Annotated in this window: 19 protein-coding genes; 2 read left to right on the top strand and 17 right to left on the bottom strand. The window is 53.5% G+C overall.

All coding sequences use genetic code 11. From position 1 onward, the window contains the following. Positions 1-7 precede the first annotated feature (7 nt). A complete protein-coding gene (locus OZX67_RS05170) occupies positions 8-2,746 on the top strand; it encodes a DEAD/DEAH box helicase (RefSeq protein ID WP_277141499.1) in 2,739 nt (912 codons plus the stop codon). Between the two features lie 85 nt (positions 2,747-2,831). Continuing rightward, positions 2,832-3,179: an RNA polymerase-binding protein RbpA gene (locus OZX67_RS05175; RefSeq protein WP_277141500.1), complete on the top strand. Its 348-nt coding sequence runs from the start codon at positions 2,832-2,834 to the stop codon at positions 3,177-3,179. A gap of 809 nt (positions 3,180-3,988) precedes the next feature. Here the strand turns inward: OZX67_RS05175 and OZX67_RS05180 are convergent. The 17 genes from OZX67_RS05180 to pyrH form a co-directional block, all read right to left on the bottom strand. Next, positions 3,989-4,369, bottom strand: a complete 381-nt coding sequence (locus OZX67_RS05180; RefSeq protein ID WP_277141502.1) for a hypothetical protein — start codon at positions 4,367-4,369, stop codon at positions 3,989-3,991. Between the two features lie 118 nt (positions 4,370-4,487). After that, positions 4,488-5,066 carry a MerR family transcriptional regulator gene (locus OZX67_RS05185; RefSeq protein WP_277144941.1) on the bottom strand — a complete coding sequence of 193 codons (579 nt, stop codon included), beginning with the start codon at positions 5,064-5,066 and terminating at the stop codon, positions 4,488-4,490. A gap of 146 nt (positions 5,067-5,212) precedes the next feature. Continuing rightward, on the bottom strand, positions 5,213-5,653 hold the full coding sequence (locus tag OZX67_RS05190) for an FHA domain-containing protein (RefSeq protein ID WP_277141504.1): 441 nt from the start codon (positions 5,651-5,653) through the stop codon (positions 5,213-5,215). Positions 5,654-5,658: 5 nt separating this feature from the next. Further along, positions 5,659-6,468 carry a DUF881 domain-containing protein gene (locus OZX67_RS05195; protein ID WP_277141506.1) on the bottom strand — a complete coding sequence of 270 codons (810 nt, stop codon included), beginning with the start codon at positions 6,466-6,468 and terminating at the stop codon, positions 5,659-5,661. A gap of 6 nt (positions 6,469-6,474) precedes the next feature. Next, positions 6,475-6,807, bottom strand: a complete 333-nt coding sequence (locus OZX67_RS05200) for a small basic family protein (protein ID WP_277144945.1) — start codon at positions 6,805-6,807, stop codon at positions 6,475-6,477. Next, the gene (locus OZX67_RS05205; protein ID WP_277141508.1) at positions 6,807-7,784 is read right to left on the bottom strand and encodes a DUF881 domain-containing protein; all 978 of its coding nucleotides are present in this window, start codon (positions 7,782-7,784) and stop codon (positions 6,807-6,809) included. Before OZX67_RS05205 ends, OZX67_RS05200 begins: the two co-directional genes overlap by 1 nt. Beyond that, the gene (locus OZX67_RS05210; protein ID WP_277141510.1) at positions 7,785-8,393 is read right to left on the bottom strand and encodes a CDP-alcohol phosphatidyltransferase family protein; all 609 of its coding nucleotides are present in this window, start codon (positions 8,391-8,393) and stop codon (positions 7,785-7,787) included. It abuts the gene before it with no gap. An 8-nt stretch (positions 8,394-8,401) separates the two neighbouring features. Continuing rightward, a complete protein-coding gene (gene hisG, locus OZX67_RS05215) occupies positions 8,402-9,253 on the bottom strand; it encodes an ATP phosphoribosyltransferase (RefSeq protein WP_277141512.1) in 852 nt (283 codons plus the stop codon). Between the two features lie 63 nt (positions 9,254-9,316). Beyond that, a complete protein-coding gene (locus OZX67_RS05220; RefSeq protein ID WP_277141513.1) occupies positions 9,317-9,580 on the bottom strand; it encodes a phosphoribosyl-ATP diphosphatase in 264 nt (87 codons plus the stop codon). A 52-nt stretch (positions 9,581-9,632) separates the two neighbouring features. After that, a complete protein-coding gene (gene rpe, locus OZX67_RS05225) occupies positions 9,633-10,298 on the bottom strand; it encodes a ribulose-phosphate 3-epimerase (RefSeq protein ID WP_277141515.1) in 666 nt (221 codons plus the stop codon). 134 nt (positions 10,299-10,432) lie between these two features. Continuing rightward, the gene (lgt, locus tag OZX67_RS05230; RefSeq protein ID WP_277141517.1) at positions 10,433-11,431 is read right to left on the bottom strand and encodes a prolipoprotein diacylglyceryl transferase; all 999 of its coding nucleotides are present in this window, start codon (positions 11,429-11,431) and stop codon (positions 10,433-10,435) included. Between the two features lie 215 nt (positions 11,432-11,646). Beyond that, positions 11,647-12,075, bottom strand: coding sequence for a phosphoribosyl-AMP cyclohydrolase (gene hisI, locus OZX67_RS05235; RefSeq protein WP_277141519.1), 429 nt, complete (start codon positions 12,073-12,075; stop codon positions 11,647-11,649). A 97-nt stretch (positions 12,076-12,172) separates the two neighbouring features. After that, positions 12,173-12,958: an imidazole glycerol phosphate synthase subunit HisF gene (gene hisF / locus OZX67_RS05240; protein WP_277141521.1), complete on the bottom strand. Its 786-nt coding sequence runs from the start codon at positions 12,956-12,958 to the stop codon at positions 12,173-12,175. Positions 12,959-13,144: 186 nt separating this feature from the next. Further along, a complete protein-coding gene (gene rlmN / locus OZX67_RS05245) occupies positions 13,145-14,323 on the bottom strand; it encodes a 23S rRNA (adenine(2503)-C(2))-methyltransferase RlmN (protein ID WP_277144947.1) in 1,179 nt (392 codons plus the stop codon). Positions 14,324-14,554: 231 nt separating this feature from the next. Continuing rightward, complete coding sequence (locus tag OZX67_RS05250) at positions 14,555-15,541, bottom strand: phosphatidate cytidylyltransferase (RefSeq protein WP_277141523.1); 987 nt, start codon at positions 15,539-15,541, stop codon at positions 14,555-14,557. 80 nt (positions 15,542-15,621) lie between these two features. Then, complete coding sequence (frr, locus tag OZX67_RS05255) at positions 15,622-16,176, bottom strand: ribosome recycling factor (RefSeq protein WP_277141525.1); 555 nt, start codon at positions 16,174-16,176, stop codon at positions 15,622-15,624. Positions 16,177-16,278: 102 nt separating this feature from the next. Continuing rightward, on the bottom strand, positions 16,279-17,028 hold the full coding sequence (pyrH, locus tag OZX67_RS05260; RefSeq protein ID WP_277141527.1) for a UMP kinase: 750 nt from the start codon (positions 17,026-17,028) through the stop codon (positions 16,279-16,281). Between the last annotated feature and the right edge of the window lie 144 nt (positions 17,029-17,172).

Raw genomic sequence — 17,172 nt, forward strand, 5'->3', positions numbered from 1 at the left:
CGATCTTATGAGTCATTCACATCATTATCGTCACAAAAAACATCCTGATTTCAATTCCGAGGATTTCAATCCGTCGACTGACCGGGATTTGGATGAAGAGCAGGCATTGTCGCCGTCGCAACGTTACGCGGCGTTCAAAAAACACAGCGCTTATGAAAGGTCAGAGGCGGCGCAATTCGCCAGAAACTTGCCCTTCGAGCTTGATTCCTTCCAGATAGAGGCGGACGAGGCGCTTGAAGCCGGCAAGAACGTTTTGGTCGCCGCCCCTACGGGCGCTGGGAAGACCATCGTGGCTGATTTCGCCATGCATCTGGCACAGGAGAAGAACGTCAAGGCGTTCTACACCACACCCATCAAAGCTTTGAGCAACCAGAAATACCATGATCTGGTCGAGATTTACGGCAGCGACCACGTAGGCCTTCTGACCGGCGACACCTCCATCAATTCCGAAGCCAACATCGTGGTGATGACCACCGAAGTGCTGCGCAACATGCTTTACGAGAACTCGGAAACCCTGCGGACGCTGCGTTATGTCATTCTTGACGAGGTGCATTATCTCGCCGACAAATTCCGTGGTCCGGTCTGGGAAGAGGTCATCATCCATCTTCCAGAATCCGTCAAAATCGTCGGTCTTTCGGCCACCGTTTCCAACGTTGAGGATTTCTGTGCATGGATCGAATCGGTTCGTGGCGCCACAAAGCTTGTTGTTTCAGAGAAACGTCCGGTACCGCTTGAACAGCATGTGATGGTGCAATCGGATGACCAGCACGAGCCAGAGCTCATCGACCTGTATAGGCACAACAAAAACGGTGTGCAGACCGACAAACTCAATGCCAAACTCGTTGACCGCATCGACCAGCTCGACAGAAAAGCCGCCTCCCGGGCCCATGAAGAATGGCGCGGGGGCAAAAACCGGCATCGTAGGGGAATGGAGAAGCGCCGTAGGCCTGGACAGGTACGCCGCTATACACCTCGCAGATGGGCGGTGGTCGACGAACTGAACTTCATGGGGCTTCTGCCGGGCATCTATTTCATTTTCTCTCGTAACGGCTGCGATGAGGCCGTAGAGCAGTGCCTGCGAGCCGGGCTTGAGCTGACCACCAAGGATGAGGTGATGCGTATCCGCGCCATCGTCGACGAGATGGTCGAAGGCGAACTCGACCATGCCGATCTCAAAGCGCTTGGTTTCGCTCGTTTCCGTTACGCCTTGGAGGAAGGTTTTGCGCCGCATCACGCCGGCATGGTGGCGCTCTTCCGACAAATTGTCGAACGGCTTTTCGAAGAGGGATTGGTCAAAATGGTCTTCGCCACGGAGACGTTGGCTCTCGGCATCAATATGCCGGCCCGTTGCGTGGTGATTGAAAAGCTTGAGAAATTCAACGGCGTCGACCATGTGACCTTGACACCTGGCGAATATACCCAGCTCACCGGTCGTGCTGGCAGACGCGGCATCGATACCATCGGCCACGCAGTCATCGTCGACCATCGGGGCTTTGTACCGGCCACTGCGGCCTCGCTTTCCAGCAAACGTGTATATCCGCTCCATTCGAGTTTCAAACCCACCTTCAATATGGCTGTGAATCTGCTCAATTCCAGCAGTTATGAAACCTCTCGCGACACGCTCGACCACTCGTTCGCGCAATGGGAGGCCAACGAGTCCGCCGAAGACCTGGAATCACGGATACAGACCCTTCAAAAGGCCGTAGAAGGCTACGAAAAAGCTTTCGCTTGTTCACACGGCGATTTCAAGGAATTCATGACGATTCGTCAGAAACTTTCCTACCTGCAGAAAGACGAACGCAGACATCTCAAACGCAGAAGCTTTAACACCGACAAGGCTCGAACCGAAGCGTTCCGCGATCTCGACAAACGTATCGAAACACTCAAAACCGAGGAAAGCGAACACGCTTGCAAGTCCTGCCCGGACTTCCAGAACCATCTGAAATGGGGACATCGTTGGCTGCGGGAATCCAAGGAGCTGCGACACGCACGAGGACGCTACGAATCACGTACCGGATCCGTGGCACGTCAGTTCGACCAGATCTGTGGCGTGCTTTCCTCGCTTGGATATCTCAAGGACACCCGTGAAAATATTGACAAGAATTCTTCATATGAAGATAATCGAGATTCATTTGCGATGATGTCTAATAATGAAAACTCAGCTTCAAATCGGAAAACTGATTCTCAGCCGAAGCAGGAAGCCAAGGATTATCAACTCACCATGCGCGGGCAGCTGCTTCGCCATTTGTATAGCGAATACGATCTGGTGCTTTCCGAAGCCATCACCGACGGATTCCTCGATGAACTCGAACCGGAAGAGCTTGCGGCGACTTTGTCTGCGCTTGTGTATCAGGCACGCAGGGGAGGAGACAACGAGCCTCGGCGTTACCCCGGTGGTCCAGGCGGTCCGGTGGCTGTGAGTTGCCGAAACCTGCGCGATGTCTTCTCCGATGTCGAGATGATGCGCGAGGACGCCGATCTGGACGAATTGGAGCCTCTTGATTTTGGGCTTGTCGACGTCATGTATGACTGGGCCAGGGGAGAAAATCTCGCTCAGATCCTACACGGCACAGAGCTGACCGGCGGCGATTTCGTACGCAACGCCAAACGTCTGTCCGATGTCCTTCAGCAGATTTCGACCGCTGATGCTTACTATAAGAACGACAATCCGCATCTGGCTGAGAACGCTAGGAAAGCCAACAAACTGGTCAATCGTGGTATTGTTGCCTATTCAGGGGTTGACTGAGCGATTAAACGGTATAGGTAAGGGAATAATCGACTCGTCCGAACTGTTCTGTACTTTAGAAATAGACTATTAACAAGGAGAATGTATGGCGGAACGCAGCCTGCGCGGTATGAGCATCGGAGCCAAGTCACTCGAATCCGATGAAAATGTTGATTTTGCAGCGAGAACTGATGTGGCATATGTATGCCCGAAGGGTCACCGTACAATTTTGCCGTTCGCTGAAGGCGCTGAGGTTCCGGATGAATGGGAATGCCGTTGCGGTGAGATCGCCAAACGCGAAGACGCCGATCCCGACGAAATCGACGAAATCAAGAAACCAACGCGTACGCATTGGGACATGCTCATGGAGCGTCGTACCGAAGATGAGCTCAAGGAACTGCTTGACAAGAGGCTCAAGATGCATCGCGAAGGTTGGTTCCCGGATTACGAGTAATTGAATCCGGTTCGGTTCGCCATAACGAGTTATACAAAACGGTGGTTGCTCGATTTTCTTCGAGTGGTCACCGTTTTTCGTATGGGAAATTTTTTGGTTGTGTTTCTTAGGATCGTGCTGAGAAAAGTTGGTAAATACGAAGACTATGAGAAATACTTGACCGGCAATGGATTATTAATGTAGCTGCAATTTTTTAGTTGCGTGATTCTCAACGTTGATCTCTTAGAATCGATCTGAGAGAATTTTAGGGAAAATATCACTCTATACCTCATGATTTGCATATGACTGGTAACCAAGAATAAGTGTTTATCCGATAATGTACGTTATGTCAGATTTCTTTGAAATCTGACATAACGTCACCTCGTTATATACCAAGCTGCGCTTGCTTACATAACGAGGTGCCCCACTTACGGCACTAAGAAAAATCTGACATAACGTCGCTACGTTATATACCCAAGCTATGCTTGACTTACATAACGTAGCGCCCCCATTACTGCACTAAGAGAATCTTGACATAACGTTTCGTGATTATATACTCAAGCTGCGCTTGGCTTACATAATTACTCACGGTCGCCGCCATTACTAGTTTGAGAAAATCCTGACACATATTCTTACTCGTTATATACTCAAAGAAAGCCTGGCTTAGATAACGCCGCGCTCACGGTTGCCAGACACGTTATCTATAACCAAGCTCTATTGCTTACATAAACTTGGTCTCTCGCACAGCTGCACAAGGAATCTAACACCAAATCCTGCATTATGGCTCGGTTGTCTGCGCAAGATTGTACAAGCCTTGGAATGTTGATTTCTTAATTCACTGTTGTGTGATGACGCTTTGAGAGGACATCGTCGATGATGCTTCTCTGAGCTTGTTTGGCCTGAAGATACATAAGAACTAGTTCAGCCACGAAAAAGGCTCCCAGCACGACGGCAGATGGGATGCCTAGAATGGCGTAGACATGACGGATTGTACCGTTAATCTGAGCGCGAAGAAGCTTGTAGACGCCGTATGGAGCGCAACACAGGAACATCGAGACGATCTGCATGATGATGACCGACCACTGAACGGTCTCGACTTTTCGATGGTCGTCTTTTTTGCGCAGAGCTCCGTTGATGACGCAGATCGCGCAGATTCCCAATGCCCAGAGCAGGGCGAAAATCCATAGGAATCCTGGAAGTATGGCTGCCATTGTTCGAAACCTCGTGTCGGTGTTTGTCGGTAACCCTAAATTTTAAAAAGTCGAATAAGTGTAAGCAAATAAATATTTGATATTAATATTTATTCAATCGCATAACCAAAATACCGAATCAGTGCTGTGCGGCCCGCTCCAGACGCTGATTCTCGAGCTTTTGACGCATCCGTTCGGCAGCGATGTCGTCGACGGGTGAAATCGGCAAAGCCGATACCGAAGAATCACCAGGCGTAATGTCAATGTGCTTCTCCTGCTCAAGCTGCGAGTCCACCTGGTTCCACAACTTCCCCACCGAAACTCCGAAAACAGCTGTGCCTTCGTCAATCAACTTCAGCACTTCGTCGCCATCCTCGCATTCCTTGACATCCTGACCGTCGCAGATGATGGTCATGTGTTCAAGCTGAGAGGTGTGATGACGAGAAAGAAAACCGATGGCAGCGGTGACGTTCTGCAGATTGACGCCGATATCCAGCAGCTTCTTGGAGACAGCCAGAATCAGGACATCTTTGAACGAATACAGCCTTCTGGAACCCGAGCCGTGTGAAGTAGCAATGGAGGGAACCACGATTCGCTTACTGGCCCAGTAATCAAGTTGGCGGTATGTGATGCCGGCAACTTTGGAAGCCACCGTTCCTCTATAACCTCGAGTTGCGGCTTCATCCGTGGATTCGGAGAACAACTCCCCCTGCACCAAGTCGGAAGAGCTTCCACCTTTGGCCTTGGAAGTTTTCCTGAGAGAGGAAGAACGAGACGGAGCCCTGGCTATCGTTGTTACTTTGCTACTGGCACCCACGGCCTTCTCCTTTCTTCCTTGCAAATTCCGAAATCAGCGGAAAATTCTCACTTTGAAACCACAGCCGACGGCGAAAAGAAGACCAGACGGAACTTCCCTATCATGATCTCGTCCCCATTGTGCAATGTCGCACAATCCACGCGCTGGCGATTGACGTATGTTCCATTGAGGCTTCCTGCGTCCGCGACTTCGAAAGTGTTTCCGACACGGCGAAACACTGCGTGCGCACGTGAAACGGTGGAGTCATCCAGAAGGATGTCGGCATGCGGATCGCGGCCGACGCTCACTTCGTCCTCGTCGAGAAGGTAGCGGGAACCGGACACCGCTCCCCTGGTCGAAATCAGCAACGCCGAACCCGGCGACAGCTTGGTGATGGTGTCCAGATCGTCTTGGGTCAGTGGACGGTCACCTGCAGAGGTGGCAGGAATATTGACAGCGGGCAGGCCAATGATGGTTGTTTCGCCCGCGCTTGGAATCGGATTAGTCATATCACTCATTCTACTGTTTTCGCGTACTGATATTGCCCGACGTCGCGTGTCTCGCTGATATCTACACTTTCGCTCTGCGTCACCGTCACATCGGCACCGAATTTGACCTTGAAGCGAGAACCAACGCCACCGGCGATATTGACGGCGTTCGCCAGATTCTGCGGGTCACCGATGGCCTTGACCTTGTATGGGGTCTTCAGTGCCTGTCCATCACATTCCAAGCCTTTTTTGGTGTCCGAAACATAGGTTGAAGTCACCACACGAACGTTGTCCAAGGCCATGACCTCAACGCCGGCGTTGCGCAGCTCCTCAAGAAGCTGGAACATGGTGGCGGCATCGATGCGTTCCTTGCTTCCCTGCGAGATCGTGATGATGACGCCTTTGCCCTCGGCCGGCAGACGGCCGGAAAGGATACCGCTGGTGTCCTCGTTCTCTTTGGCGATGCGCTGCGCCTCCTGCTGCTTGTTCGCCGCGGCTTTCAGCGAGTTGAGCTGGCCGGTCAATTCGGTTTTGCGCTGCTGCAGGTTCTGCACCTGCGTACTGGTCTCGCTGATGAGCCTAGTGAGCTCTTCCTCGCTCATGGTTTCGTAGCTTGAAGTCTTGTTATTGAGCTGGATGGCATAGCCGAAGCCAAGCAGAGCGCACAGAAGAACGATCAAGAGGCTGGTCATCAGTCTGGTGACGAGCCCACCGCCCATTTTTCTTGGTTTTTTGCGCACCAAAGGGAAGGAACCGGTATCGGTACGATCGTTTTCCCGGTCCTGGGCATGCTGGATGTGCATGCTGTTGAGAATGTTATGCTTTCTGACTGCCATCGTCGATCAGCCCTTGAAGATGAACCGACGGATGGCGGAGACGTTGGAGAAGATTCGTATGCCGAGCACGACGATGACGGCGGTCTGCAACTGGGAGCCAACGCCGAGCTGGTTGCCGAGCAGGACGAGCAACGTGGCTGTCAGAACGTTGGAAATGAAGGATATGACGAACACCTTGTCGGAGAAGGAACGTTCGAAATAGGCCCTTGCCGCACCCAGCAAGGCGTCGAGGGCCGCCACCACCATAATCGGCAGATACGGCTGCAGGACTATGGGGATATCCGGCTTCACGAAGATGCCGATGATGACCCCGATGATCAGACCGAGCACTGCTGCCATCATTTGCTCCTTTTTGCGTAGGTTACATTCGTAGCTTCCGCCGCTGCCAACCTCAATGAGTAGGATCTCGACACCTGCGGATTGATACCCGCGGCGTTAAGCGTCCGATACAGATCAGGTTGCGCTTTGCTGTTCATTGCTTGCGACAGGTCTTTCGAATTACCTATCGCTTCTATCTTATAAGGACTCGCCACCTGATTCACCCCTATGAGAATCGTCTGCCCTGCGGTACGTACGGAAGTCGAGACGCCGATACGGTAGCCGTTGATGGCAATCGCCTCGGCTCCGGCCTTCCAAAGCAGGTTGACAATCCCCTGTAAATCGGAATCGGTGACCACACGGATATGATTCGTGCTGTTTTCCCGCGGGCCGGCTCCGTTGGCAGCGCTGGAGGCCACAGGATCGGCCAGAGTGAAGACGATGCCGGGCCCTTTGACAGCCAGCGCACCATTGGTCATTTCATCTTGGGTAAGCGTCGAATCGGGTCTGGCGTCAGGCATGGAATCTGATTGTTTGACGACTTTGGCGTGCAGGTCGGTGACCTCGGTGGTGATTTTCTTAAGGCTTGTATTTTGCTGTTGCAATTCCGAGATGAGGCTTGCACGCACCTGTTTGCGAGGATCGGTATTGAGCTGACGGACGAAAACACTGCCGACGAAACCCACAGCGATGCAGATGATGAACACGATGATGCGGGTGAACCAGATGGAGAATTTCGAGTGCGGTTTCTGCTGGGTCAGTCTCGCATCGGAGAAAAGAGGGTCAAGCGGACGGTTGGTCAGATCGTCAATCAGTCTAAGGCTGTCGTCATCGACTTTGCGCCGATGATGGGAGGAGAGAGCCGCTGCATCATCGGCGCTCAAGACATGCCAGGATCCCAGATTTTGAACGTCCTGCGAGAACACCGCGCGTCGTTTGCTCGGTTGTTCGTCGATTTCCACAGAAAAGGATGCAGGTGCTCGTTCCGGTTTCGTCATTTATTCGTCCGAGTCGTGACGGATCAGTTTGACACCCTGACGGATATAGATATATCCAGCCAACCAATAAAGAATGATGCCCCAAATTCCGGCGGCCAAAGCAGCAAGATGAAGAATCTGGGTAAACGTATTGCTCCACAAATCCGCGAAAATCAGCGCGGTGATGGATATCATCAATAACGCGGTTCCCGCTTTCCCCACAAAATGGACCGGCAACGGCCCATAGTCGTGCTGAGCCAGAATAATGATCAACACCAACAATATGAGGTCGCGAAGCCCCACGATGAACAGCATCCACCACGGAATGATGCCTGCCAATCCGAGTGCCAGAATGCTGCAGAATATCAGGAGCCTGTCTGCCAACGGGTCGAGGATCTGGCCGATCTTGCTGACCTGATTCCATTTCCGGGCAATAATCCCATCCAAACCGTCACTTGCTGCCGAAACCGCCAACACGATAAGTGCCACAATCATCTTGTGCTGCGCAATCAGCCACGAAATGAACGGTATCGAGACGATGCGCAGAATACTGATGAGATTCGGCACCGTGAAATAGATATCCCGCGCGTCCGGACTGTAACGGTTGTTGGAATTGATTGGAAGTTTCATAAACAGGTTCAGATTCTTGAAGCTTGCAGAGCGGTGACGATGATGGCTCGTGCGCCGACGTCATAAAGTTGGTCCATCGTCTGATTCACCTTCTCGCGTTCCACCATGGCGCGGACAGCGCACCATTGCTGATCGTGAAGCGGTGAGATGGTCGGGCTTTCCAACCCTGGGGTGAGCGCTACGGCCGCGCCGACCTTGCTGACCGGTACGTCATAGTCCATCATGACATACCGTCGGGCGGTGAGCACGCCTTCGAGACGTCGTTTGAAGATCTGAAGCTGTTTATCGCTCTCGGAAAGATGGGGGGAACGAATGAGGATGGCTTCGGAATGCAGGATCGGGTCGGCGAATATACGCAATCCGGCGTTGCGCAGCGTGGTGCCGGTGGAGACCACATCGGCGATGAGGTCGGCGACACCGAGCTGGACGGAGGATTCGACGGCACCGTCAAGATGGGTGATGTCGGCATGCAAGCCATGGGCTGAAAGGTAATCTCGGACCAGCTTATCAAACGAACTTGCGATGCGTTTGCCGTTGACGTCCTCAAGTTTGTTGATGGGAGAATCCTTTGGAGCCGCAAAACGGAACGTTGACGCGCCGAAGCCAAGCGGAAGATCCTCGGTGGCCTTGGTATCGGTGTTGAGCAGCATATCACGGCCGGTAATACCGATATCAATGGCGCCCTGACCTACGTAAATGGCGATATCCAGAGGGCGAAGGTAGAAAAGCTCGACCTGATTGTCGTGGTCCTCGACCACCAATTGACGTGGCTGTGTGCGCAGTTGGTATCCGGCTTCCTGCAACAGACTCCACGCAGGCTCAGAAAGCATGCCCTTGTTGGGTACGGCAATCCTCAGCATTTTCCTTCCTCCCTTACTTCTCTTCTTTCATTGACCTTGACCGATATGAACCGCCATCGGTTCCTAAAGGTTTTTATACAGGTCGTCGAGACTGATGCCATGCTTGATCATCATGACTTGGATATGGTAGATGAGCTGGCTCATTTCCTCGGCAGTGCGGTCGGCGCCTTCGTATTCTGCGGCGATCCAGGTCTCCCCCGCCTCTTCATTGATCTTCTTGCCAATGAAATGCGTGCCTTTGTCCAGCTCGTCGACCGTCTTGGAACCCATAGGTCGGGTTTCGGCTTTTTCACTGAGTTCTTTGAACAATGATTCAAATGTCTTCATCGTTTTGCTCTCCGTTGTTGCTCACACCGCTAAGCGCGTGTCGTATACGTATTCAGGCTTGATATGCGGCTTCCGCTTTGGCGCGGATATCGTCGATTGCCTTGGCACGGTCCTCGGCCCCGTAGACTGCGGAACCCGCGACGAGCACATCGGCTCCGGCCTTGGCCACGACGTCCGCCGTTTGGGGGCTCACGCCGCCATCAACCTGAATGTGGGTATTGAGGCCACGTCTGGTGATTTCGTCACGCAGGCGACGGACCTTGGCCATTTGGTTGTCGAGGAACTTCTGGCCTCCGAAACCGGGTTCGACCGTCATGATCAGAATCATGTCGAATTCGTCCAGGATATCGAAAATCGGCTCCACTGGTTCCGCGGGGCGCACAGCGAAGCAAGCCTTGCATCCCATCTCGTGCAGCTGACGGGCAAGACGCACCGGGGCATGCACCGCACCCATATGGAAACTGACCGAGGCTGCACCGAGCTTGGCGTATTCAGGGGCCCAGCGATCCGGGTCCTCGATCATCAGATGGACATCGACCGGCAGGTCGGTCACCTCGCAGATGCGCTTGACGACGGGTTCGCCAATAGTGAGATTCGGAACGAAATGATGGTCCATCACATCGACGTGAACCAGATCGGCGTGGTCGATGGCTTTGAGATCTCGTTCAAGATTGCAGAAATCGGCGGAAAGAATGCTTGGTGCGATTTGAATGGTCATAACTGTATATCCTATGCTGTGCGAACGACTTGAAAATGGCTGATAACAAAGCCTCAGGAGAATCTTCACCGCTTTTTTAGATATCGAAACCTTCGATGTCGTATTATTTGTTTTGCGGCTAAATGGTTTCCCGACTACTTCTTTTCAGCCTTGTCTTTTGCTTTCTGGGCTTCGGCTTCCGTGCGTTCCTCAACTTCCGTCAAAGTGCGCAGGCGTTCGGACAGACTTATGGTGGAACTTCCAACCTTTTGCACGACGATGAATGCCACCACACCCAGTACGAAAACAACCATGGAAACCCAGACATTGACACGCACACCCAGAATTTCGTGTGCAAAATCGATGCGTAACGCCTCAATCCAGGTGCGCCCGGCGGTATACCACATCACGTATATGGTGAAGAGGCTTCCGGCTTTGAGTCTGTGCATCGCTTTATGGCCGATCCAGATGATGAGCGCTGCACCGATGAGGTTCCAGATCATTTCGTAGAGGAATGTGGGCTGGAACAGGGTTCCGGTCGGGCAGGTCTCACCATCGTAACACTGTTCTCCGTGGCCGATGGCCGAGCCGGCCATGTTGAGTTTCAAGCCCCATGGAAGGGTCGTCGGGGCGCCGTAAAGCTCTTGATTGAACCAGTTGCCCAATCTTCCGACGGCTTGCGCCACCAAAAGCCCCGGGGCGACTGCGTCCGCAAGTAATGCCATCGGGTAATGCTTGTGACGGCACCATGCCCAGGCGGCCAGTGCGCCGAACAGGACACCGCCCCAGATACCGAGGCCACCGTTCCAAATGCGCAGTATCTCCATTGGGTCACCGTTTGGTCCGAAGAACCGTTCCGGCGTGGTCACGACATGGTAAAGGCGCGCACCGATGATGCCCGCCGGCACCGCGCATAAAGCGATATCGAGAATCTGGTCGAAGTTGCCGCCGAGTTTCTTCCATCGTTTTTCGCAGATCCATACGGCAAGTACAATCCCGAGAAGAATGCACAGCGCATAAAATCGGATTGGAATCGGGCCAATCGACCAGTTGCCGATGGAAATCCGGGGAATGACGATTTTCGATATGGTCGGAGATGGAATATAAGCCAGGTTCCGACCTGCAAACAGATTCAATGTCAATCCTTGTGTCATGATCCCTCAAAGCATTGTGCCGATATTGTCTCTGCCGGCCATCATACCCGAGGCCATAACCGCTTCACTCGAGGGACACAGGAGTAGTGAAACTGCTTGAAATGGAAGCATGACAACGTTTCTGAAAGGAAATCTGGGATATGAAACCGGACTCCTGTCATCTCAATGTCAATGAGAAGTTCGGCTTTGCAACGCGACGAGAGGATTCAGCTGACTCAACGGCAAATGTCGTTGGCAGCGTCTTCGGGCTTTCGTTCGCCGATTACGACAGGGACATGTCCGCCTTCGTCGAAGCAGGAACGGGCGCCGGTGTGGCAGGCTGCGCCGACCTGATCGACCTCGACCAGCAGAGCATCGCCGTCGCAGTCGAACGACAGGCTTTTGACGTATTGCACATGGCCAGAGGTGTCGCCTTTGCGCCAGTATTCCTGACGTGAACGGGACCAGAAAGTGACACGACCGGTGGTCAAGGTGCGACGCAGAGCCTCGTCGTTCATATAGCCGACCATCAGCACCCGTTTGGAGTCATACTGTTGAATGACCGCAGCCACCAAGCCTTTGTCATCACGTTTCAGGCGCGCTGCAAGTCGGGGATCCAGAGTTTTGCTGTTGTCATAGATGATTTCGTTCTTTTCCATCTTCATTCTCTCTTGTTTTCCTTGATTACAGGTATGTTCCGGCATTATCAATCAGCGCATTACGTCTGTTTGCATTCAAAATTTCATTTGAGCGTTGGCTGTGCTAGACGTTTGCAGGCTCACGCACCGTGATGCAGTGTTCTTTCATCGTCTGTTTGACCTGTGCGATGGTCATTTTGCCGTAATGGAACACCGAAGCCGCAAGGACTGCATCGGCACCGGCTTCGACTGCCGGCGGGAAATCCTCGAGCTTGCCGGCGCCGCCGCTGGCGATCAGCGGGATATTGACCACCTTGCGCATGGCTCTGAGCATTTCGATGTCGAAACCGTTTTCGGTACCGTCCGCGTCCATGGAATTGAGCAGAATCTCGCCGACGCCGAGTTCCTGTGCCCGCTGCGCCCACCAGAGGGCATCGATTCCGGTGGAATGTCGGCCACCCATCGTGGTGACCTCGAAACCGGATTTGGTGTGCTGTTCGCCTTTTTCACGTCGGGCGTCAACGGAAAGTACCAGCACCTGGTTGCCGAAACGCTGGGCGACCTGGCTGATCAGCTCGGGATTGTTGATGGCGGCCGTGTTGACGCTGACCTTGTCTGCTCCGCTGCGCAGCAGAGCGTCGACATCACCGACTGTGCGTACTCCCCCGCCGACGGTCAACGGAATGAAAATCTGGCCTGCCGTGCGCGTAACGACGTCCATCATGGTTTGACGATGGTTGCTGGAAGCGGTGACGTCGAGGAACGTCAGTTCGTCGGCACCCTCGTCGTAATAGCGGGCAGCGAGTTCGACAGGGTCGCCGGCATCGCGCAGGTTCTCGAAATGGACGCCTTTGACCACACGTCCGTCGTCCACATCCAAGCATGGAATCACTCGTACCGCCAATGACATAAGCCAACTCCTACTCAACCGTCAAATACATCATTCAAGACTAATTCATCAACCGGAATTGAGAACGCAACATCTCAAAACATCGCGAAAATTGGTTCAAACCGATTGAGTGGATCAGCGCAGCCGACGCATTGATATGCATACGCGAACTACGAAACCTGATCAACAGATAAGTCGGTAAACGGCCTATGCCCGGATGTTCTTCGCCGCCAACTGGCCACAGGCACCGTCGATATCGGAGCCACGGGTGTCGCGCAAAGTCGCCGTTATACCGGCGCTGTGAAGGATATCAAGGAAGCGTTCTTCGTCCTCGGGTTTCGAGGCGGTCCATTTGGAGCCTTCGATTGGGTTCAGCGGAATCGGGTTGACATGCACCCAGTTGTCACCATAATGGTTGAGGCGATGGGCCAGCTGACGGGCATGTTCGGCCTGGTCGTTGATGCCGCGCATGAGCGCGTATTCGATGCTGACACGGCGATGGCTGGCCAAATAGTAATCATGGGCTGCATCGAGCACCTGTTCGGAGTTGAAGCGTCGGTTCATTGGCACCAGTTCGTCGCGAAGCGTGTCGTTCGGGGCGTGCAGGGAGACAGCCAGTCGAACGGGAATGCCTTCTTGCGTAAGTTTCTTGATGCCGGGGACTACACCGACAGTGGAGACTGTGATGTTTCGGGCGGAAATGCCGAAGCCTTCAGGTGGCATGGCGCTGATCTGGCGCACGGCTGAGAGTACGGACTTGTAGTTGCCCATTGGTTCGCCTTCGCCCATAAAGACGACGTTGCTGAGCCGTCCTGGTCCGCCGGCGACTTTTCCGTCAGCCATCGCCTTGGCGGCGACGCGAACCTGCTCAAGAATTTCCGAGGTGGAAAGGTTGCGGGTCAAGCCGAGCTGGCCGGTGGCACAGAAAGGGCAGCCCATGCCGCAGCCGACTTGGCTGGAAATGCAGAGGGTCGCCCGGTTGGGATAGCGCATGAGCACCGATTCGATATGGGAGCCGTCGAAAAGCTCCCAGAGCGTCTTGATGGTGGTGCCGTTGTCGGCGACCTGATGCGTCACTTCGGTGATCAAGGTCGGGAAGAACGCCTGTTGCGCCTGCTCGCGCTTGGCGGCGGGAAAATCGGTAAAGGTGGAAACGTCGTTATTGAAATGCTCGAAGTAGTGGTTGCCCAGTTGTTTGACCCTGAATTTCGGCATACCGAGCTGCTTGGCAGTTTCGATACGCTGTTCTTCGGTCATATCGGCAAAGTGCACCGGAGGCTTTCCGCGACGTGCATGGTTTTTCGCGAGCACATCACGGAATGCGCCCGTCTCCCCTCCTGCGGTCACCCCGGATTCAACTGTGTCACGAGACGATTGTGCTGTCATTGCATCCGAGTGGTTCATTGTGCCCTCATTACGATTCAGATTCATTATTACGGTTCTCTATGTTCGACTCATGCGTTGCCACGCAAAACCGAAGTCGCTTTTATCCGACTTGGTACAAAGTGATGGATTTTATCACCAATTCAATCCATACAGGCAGGAAACGTTTATTTTGTATTCTTCTCGAATCCGGCCCAAATGCCACAGGTCAGAAGACGAGTCATGCCAAGACAATCACATGCCGGTCGACCAGAGCAACAAGGTGAAGAACGGCGCACATAGCAGAATCGAATCGACGCGGTCGATGACCCCGCCGTGGCCTTTGAGCAGATGCCCCATGTCTTTCAAACCCATGTCACGCTTGAGCATGGAGGCGCACAGATCGCCGAACGTGCCGACAACGCCGACCATCACACCGGTAAGAATCGGTACCCACCAACGGGTGGCCCACAGGCTCGGATAGGTAATCGCGAAAATAACGAAGGCACCGACCATCGCGAACAGAATGGAACCGCAAAGACCTTCGAACGATTTCTTGGGCGATATACGCGGCGAAAGCTTGTGACGCCCAAAGAACGCGCCGAAGAAAAGACCGCCCGTATCCGAAAGCGCAGGCAGGAAAATCAACATGATGGCGTGAGCCACCGGATGGCCGTTGAAGGTTTCGGGAAGGATGATGCATGAGGCCAATACCAGGATATACAAAACAAGGAACACCGAAACCGCAACATTGTCAATGCTGCTTTCACCGTTTTTGGTATTCGCCGCCGAAGAAGCAGAGGTTTTTCCCACACCTTGCGCGGCAGCAAGCTTGCCTTCGATGGCTCCAGCAAGCCGTTTGCCCACATTATGCCGTACATTGGCCGCGATGGCGACCGCTACCGTCGAGGTGGCTATGCCCACGCCGGCGGCGAGCACATGATTCGGAGAGTAATAGACGGAAAGCAAAGTCCCTGCGCAACACAGCCAAAGCACCACAAGGGGAATATAAAGATGGACTGTGGCGAAAGAAACGTGAAGCTCACGCATGGCCAGAACCAGGAAGACGGCTATGAGCAGAATATAGAGATCAATCTTGATAAGCAGGCATGCCACGATAAGCGCAATGAGGAAGACAGCTGTGGCAACGGCCTGAGGCATATTACGCCCTGTTTTCTTATTGATGTCGTTGAGCGCCGAGTTGACTTCGCCGCCCGCCTCATGTCGTTGCTTGTTGGTCATTGCCCTTTTCTTTCATATCTCCTGATGGATTTTTCACGCGTCTTGCGGAACAGAGGTTTAAAAGACGCGCAAAAACCAAATCAGACCTCCATGATCTCCTTTTCCTTGGCATCAAGAAGCTGGTCGATGGTCTCACTGGTCTCTTTGGTGGCCTTGTCGAGATCCTTCTGCATACGATCGCCCTGATCCTCGCCCATGTCGCCGTCTTTGACGGCCTTGTCGATGGCTTCCTTGGCCTTGCGGCGGATGTTGCGCACCGCGACCTTGCCGTCTTCGGCCTTGCCTTTGGCAAGTTTGACGTATTCCTTGCGGCGGTCCTCGGTCAGTTCCGGCATGGTCAGGTGGATCACGTTGCCGTCGCGACGGGTGCTGCCACCGAGATCGGAATCACGGATGGCTTTTTCGACGGCGTTGGCCTGGGAGCCGTCGAACGGAGTGATGGAAAGGGTGCGTGGTTCGGGCACGCCGATGGAAGCCACGGCCTTGATCGGCGTCGGGGCGCCGTAATAGTCGACGACAAGACCGTTCAGAAGCGCCGGGTTGGCGCGGCCGGTACGGATGCCGGAGAAGTTCTCCTTGGTGGCCTCCACGGACTTCTTCATCTGTTGCTTGGCTTGTTCTACGGGATTTGCCATTGTTATCTCCTTTTATGACTCGCGATACGAGCCGATGTTTTACGTTTCCGGTTGGACTGCTTGCTTACCGATTAATAGCATCGTAAAAATGATGCCGACAAGTTATTGAATGATTTCCGATTCAAGGTTCGACACCAGCGTGCCGATGGGTTCGCCCACCAAGGCTTTGGTGACGTTGCCGGCCTCTTCCAAGCCGAACACGCGAATATGCTGGTCGTTTTCGCGGGCCATGGAAAGTGCTGCGGCATCCATGACGGCGAGGTTGTCGATCAACGCACGCTGATAGCTCAGGGTCTTAAAACGCTTGGCATTCGAATCTTTACGTGGATCGGCAGTATAGATGCCATCGACGCCGTTCTTGCCCATCAGCACGGCATCGCAATGAATCTCCAGGGAACGCTGGATGGAGACGGTATCGGTTGAGAAGTACGGCATGCCGGCACCCGCACCGAAAATGACCACCCGTCCCTTTTCAAGGTGACGAATGGCCTTCAACGGAATATAGGGTTCGGCGACCTGGCCCATGGTGATGGCGGTCTGTACACGGGTGGCCTGACCTTCCTGCTCAAGGAAGTCCTGCAACGCGAGGCAGTTCATGACGGTGCCGAGCATGCCCATATAATCACCACGGCTGCGCTCGATGCCGGCCTGCTGAAGTTCGGCCCCACGGAAGAAGTTACCGCCGCCGACGACGATGGCAACCTCAACGCCCTGTTCAACGGCCTTGTGGATTTCCTGGGCAATGCGGCGAATCACTTTGGTATCGATACCGATATGACCGCCTCCGAAAGCCTCTCCGGAAAGCTTCAACAATACTCGTCGACCTGTATCGTCCTTGCCATCTTTAGTCATCAGCGGCCTCTCTATCCTTGTCTGGCGGCATATTACTGAGTAATAGATTATCTGTTCACAACGACAGCAACTGTGTGCGTGTATCTGGTTATCAGATGCTTCGGATCAGAATTTTTCTTCATTAATATATTTGGTTATATATCG

The organism is Bifidobacterium sp. ESL0728 (assembly GCF_029392015.1).
Lineage (GTDB): Bacteria > Actinomycetota > Actinomycetes > Actinomycetales > Bifidobacteriaceae > Bifidobacterium.

Bases quoted from the DNA above. Each gene is read 5' to 3' on its own strand.
- OZX67_RS05210 (WP_277141510.1), bottom strand. From the start codon at position 8,393: ATGAAACTTCCAATCAATTCCAACAACCGTTACAGTCCGGACGCGCGG.
- OZX67_RS05195 (WP_277141506.1), bottom strand. From the start codon at position 6,468: ATGGCAGTCAGAAAGCATAACATTCTCAACAGCATGCACATCCAGCAT.
- rpe (WP_277141515.1), bottom strand. From the start codon at position 10,298: ATGACCATTCAAATCGCACCAAGCATTCTTTCCGCCGATTTCTGCAAT.
- OZX67_RS05175 (WP_277141500.1), top strand. From the start codon at position 2,832: ATGGCGGAACGCAGCCTGCGCGGTATGAGCATCGGAGCCAAGTCACTC.
- hisF (WP_277141521.1), bottom strand. From the start codon at position 12,958: ATGTCATTGGCGGTACGAGTGATTCCATGCTTGGATGTGGACGACGGA.
- OZX67_RS05170 (WP_277141499.1), top strand. From the start codon at position 8: ATGAGTCATTCACATCATTATCGTCACAAAAAACATCCTGATTTCAAT.
- OZX67_RS05200 (WP_277144945.1), bottom strand. From the start codon at position 6,807: ATGGCAGCAGTGCTCGGTCTGATCATCGGGGTCATCATCGGCATCTTC.
- OZX67_RS05250 (WP_277141523.1), bottom strand. From the start codon at position 15,541: ATGACCAACAAGCAACGACATGAGGCGGGCGGCGAAGTCAACTCGGCG.
- OZX67_RS05190 (WP_277141504.1), bottom strand. From the start codon at position 5,653: ATGACTAATCCGATTCCAAGCGCGGGCGAAACAACCATCATTGGCCTG.
- hisG (WP_277141512.1), bottom strand. From the start codon at position 9,253: ATGCTGAGGATTGCCGTACCCAACAAGGGCATGCTTTCTGAGCCTGCG.
- hisI (WP_277141519.1), bottom strand. From the start codon at position 12,075: ATGAAGATGGAAAAGAACGAAATCATCTATGACAACAGCAAAACTCTG.
- rlmN (WP_277144947.1), bottom strand. From the start codon at position 14,323: ATGACAGCACAATCGTCTCGTGACACAGTTGAATCCGGGGTGACCGCA.
- OZX67_RS05205 (WP_277141508.1), bottom strand. From the start codon at position 7,784: ATGACGAAACCGGAACGAGCACCTGCATCCTTTTCTGTGGAAATCGAC.
- OZX67_RS05180 (WP_277141502.1), bottom strand. From the start codon at position 4,369: ATGGCAGCCATACTTCCAGGATTCCTATGGATTTTCGCCCTGCTCTGG.
- lgt (WP_277141517.1), bottom strand. From the start codon at position 11,431: ATGACACAAGGATTGACATTGAATCTGTTTGCAGGTCGGAACCTGGCT.
- pyrH (WP_277141527.1), bottom strand. From the start codon at position 17,028: ATGACTAAAGATGGCAAGGACGATACAGGTCGACGAGTATTGTTGAAG.
- OZX67_RS05220 (WP_277141513.1), bottom strand. From the start codon at position 9,580: ATGAAGACATTTGAATCATTGTTCAAAGAACTCAGTGAAAAAGCCGAA.
- frr (WP_277141525.1), bottom strand. From the start codon at position 16,176: ATGGCAAATCCCGTAGAACAAGCCAAGCAACAGATGAAGAAGTCCGTG.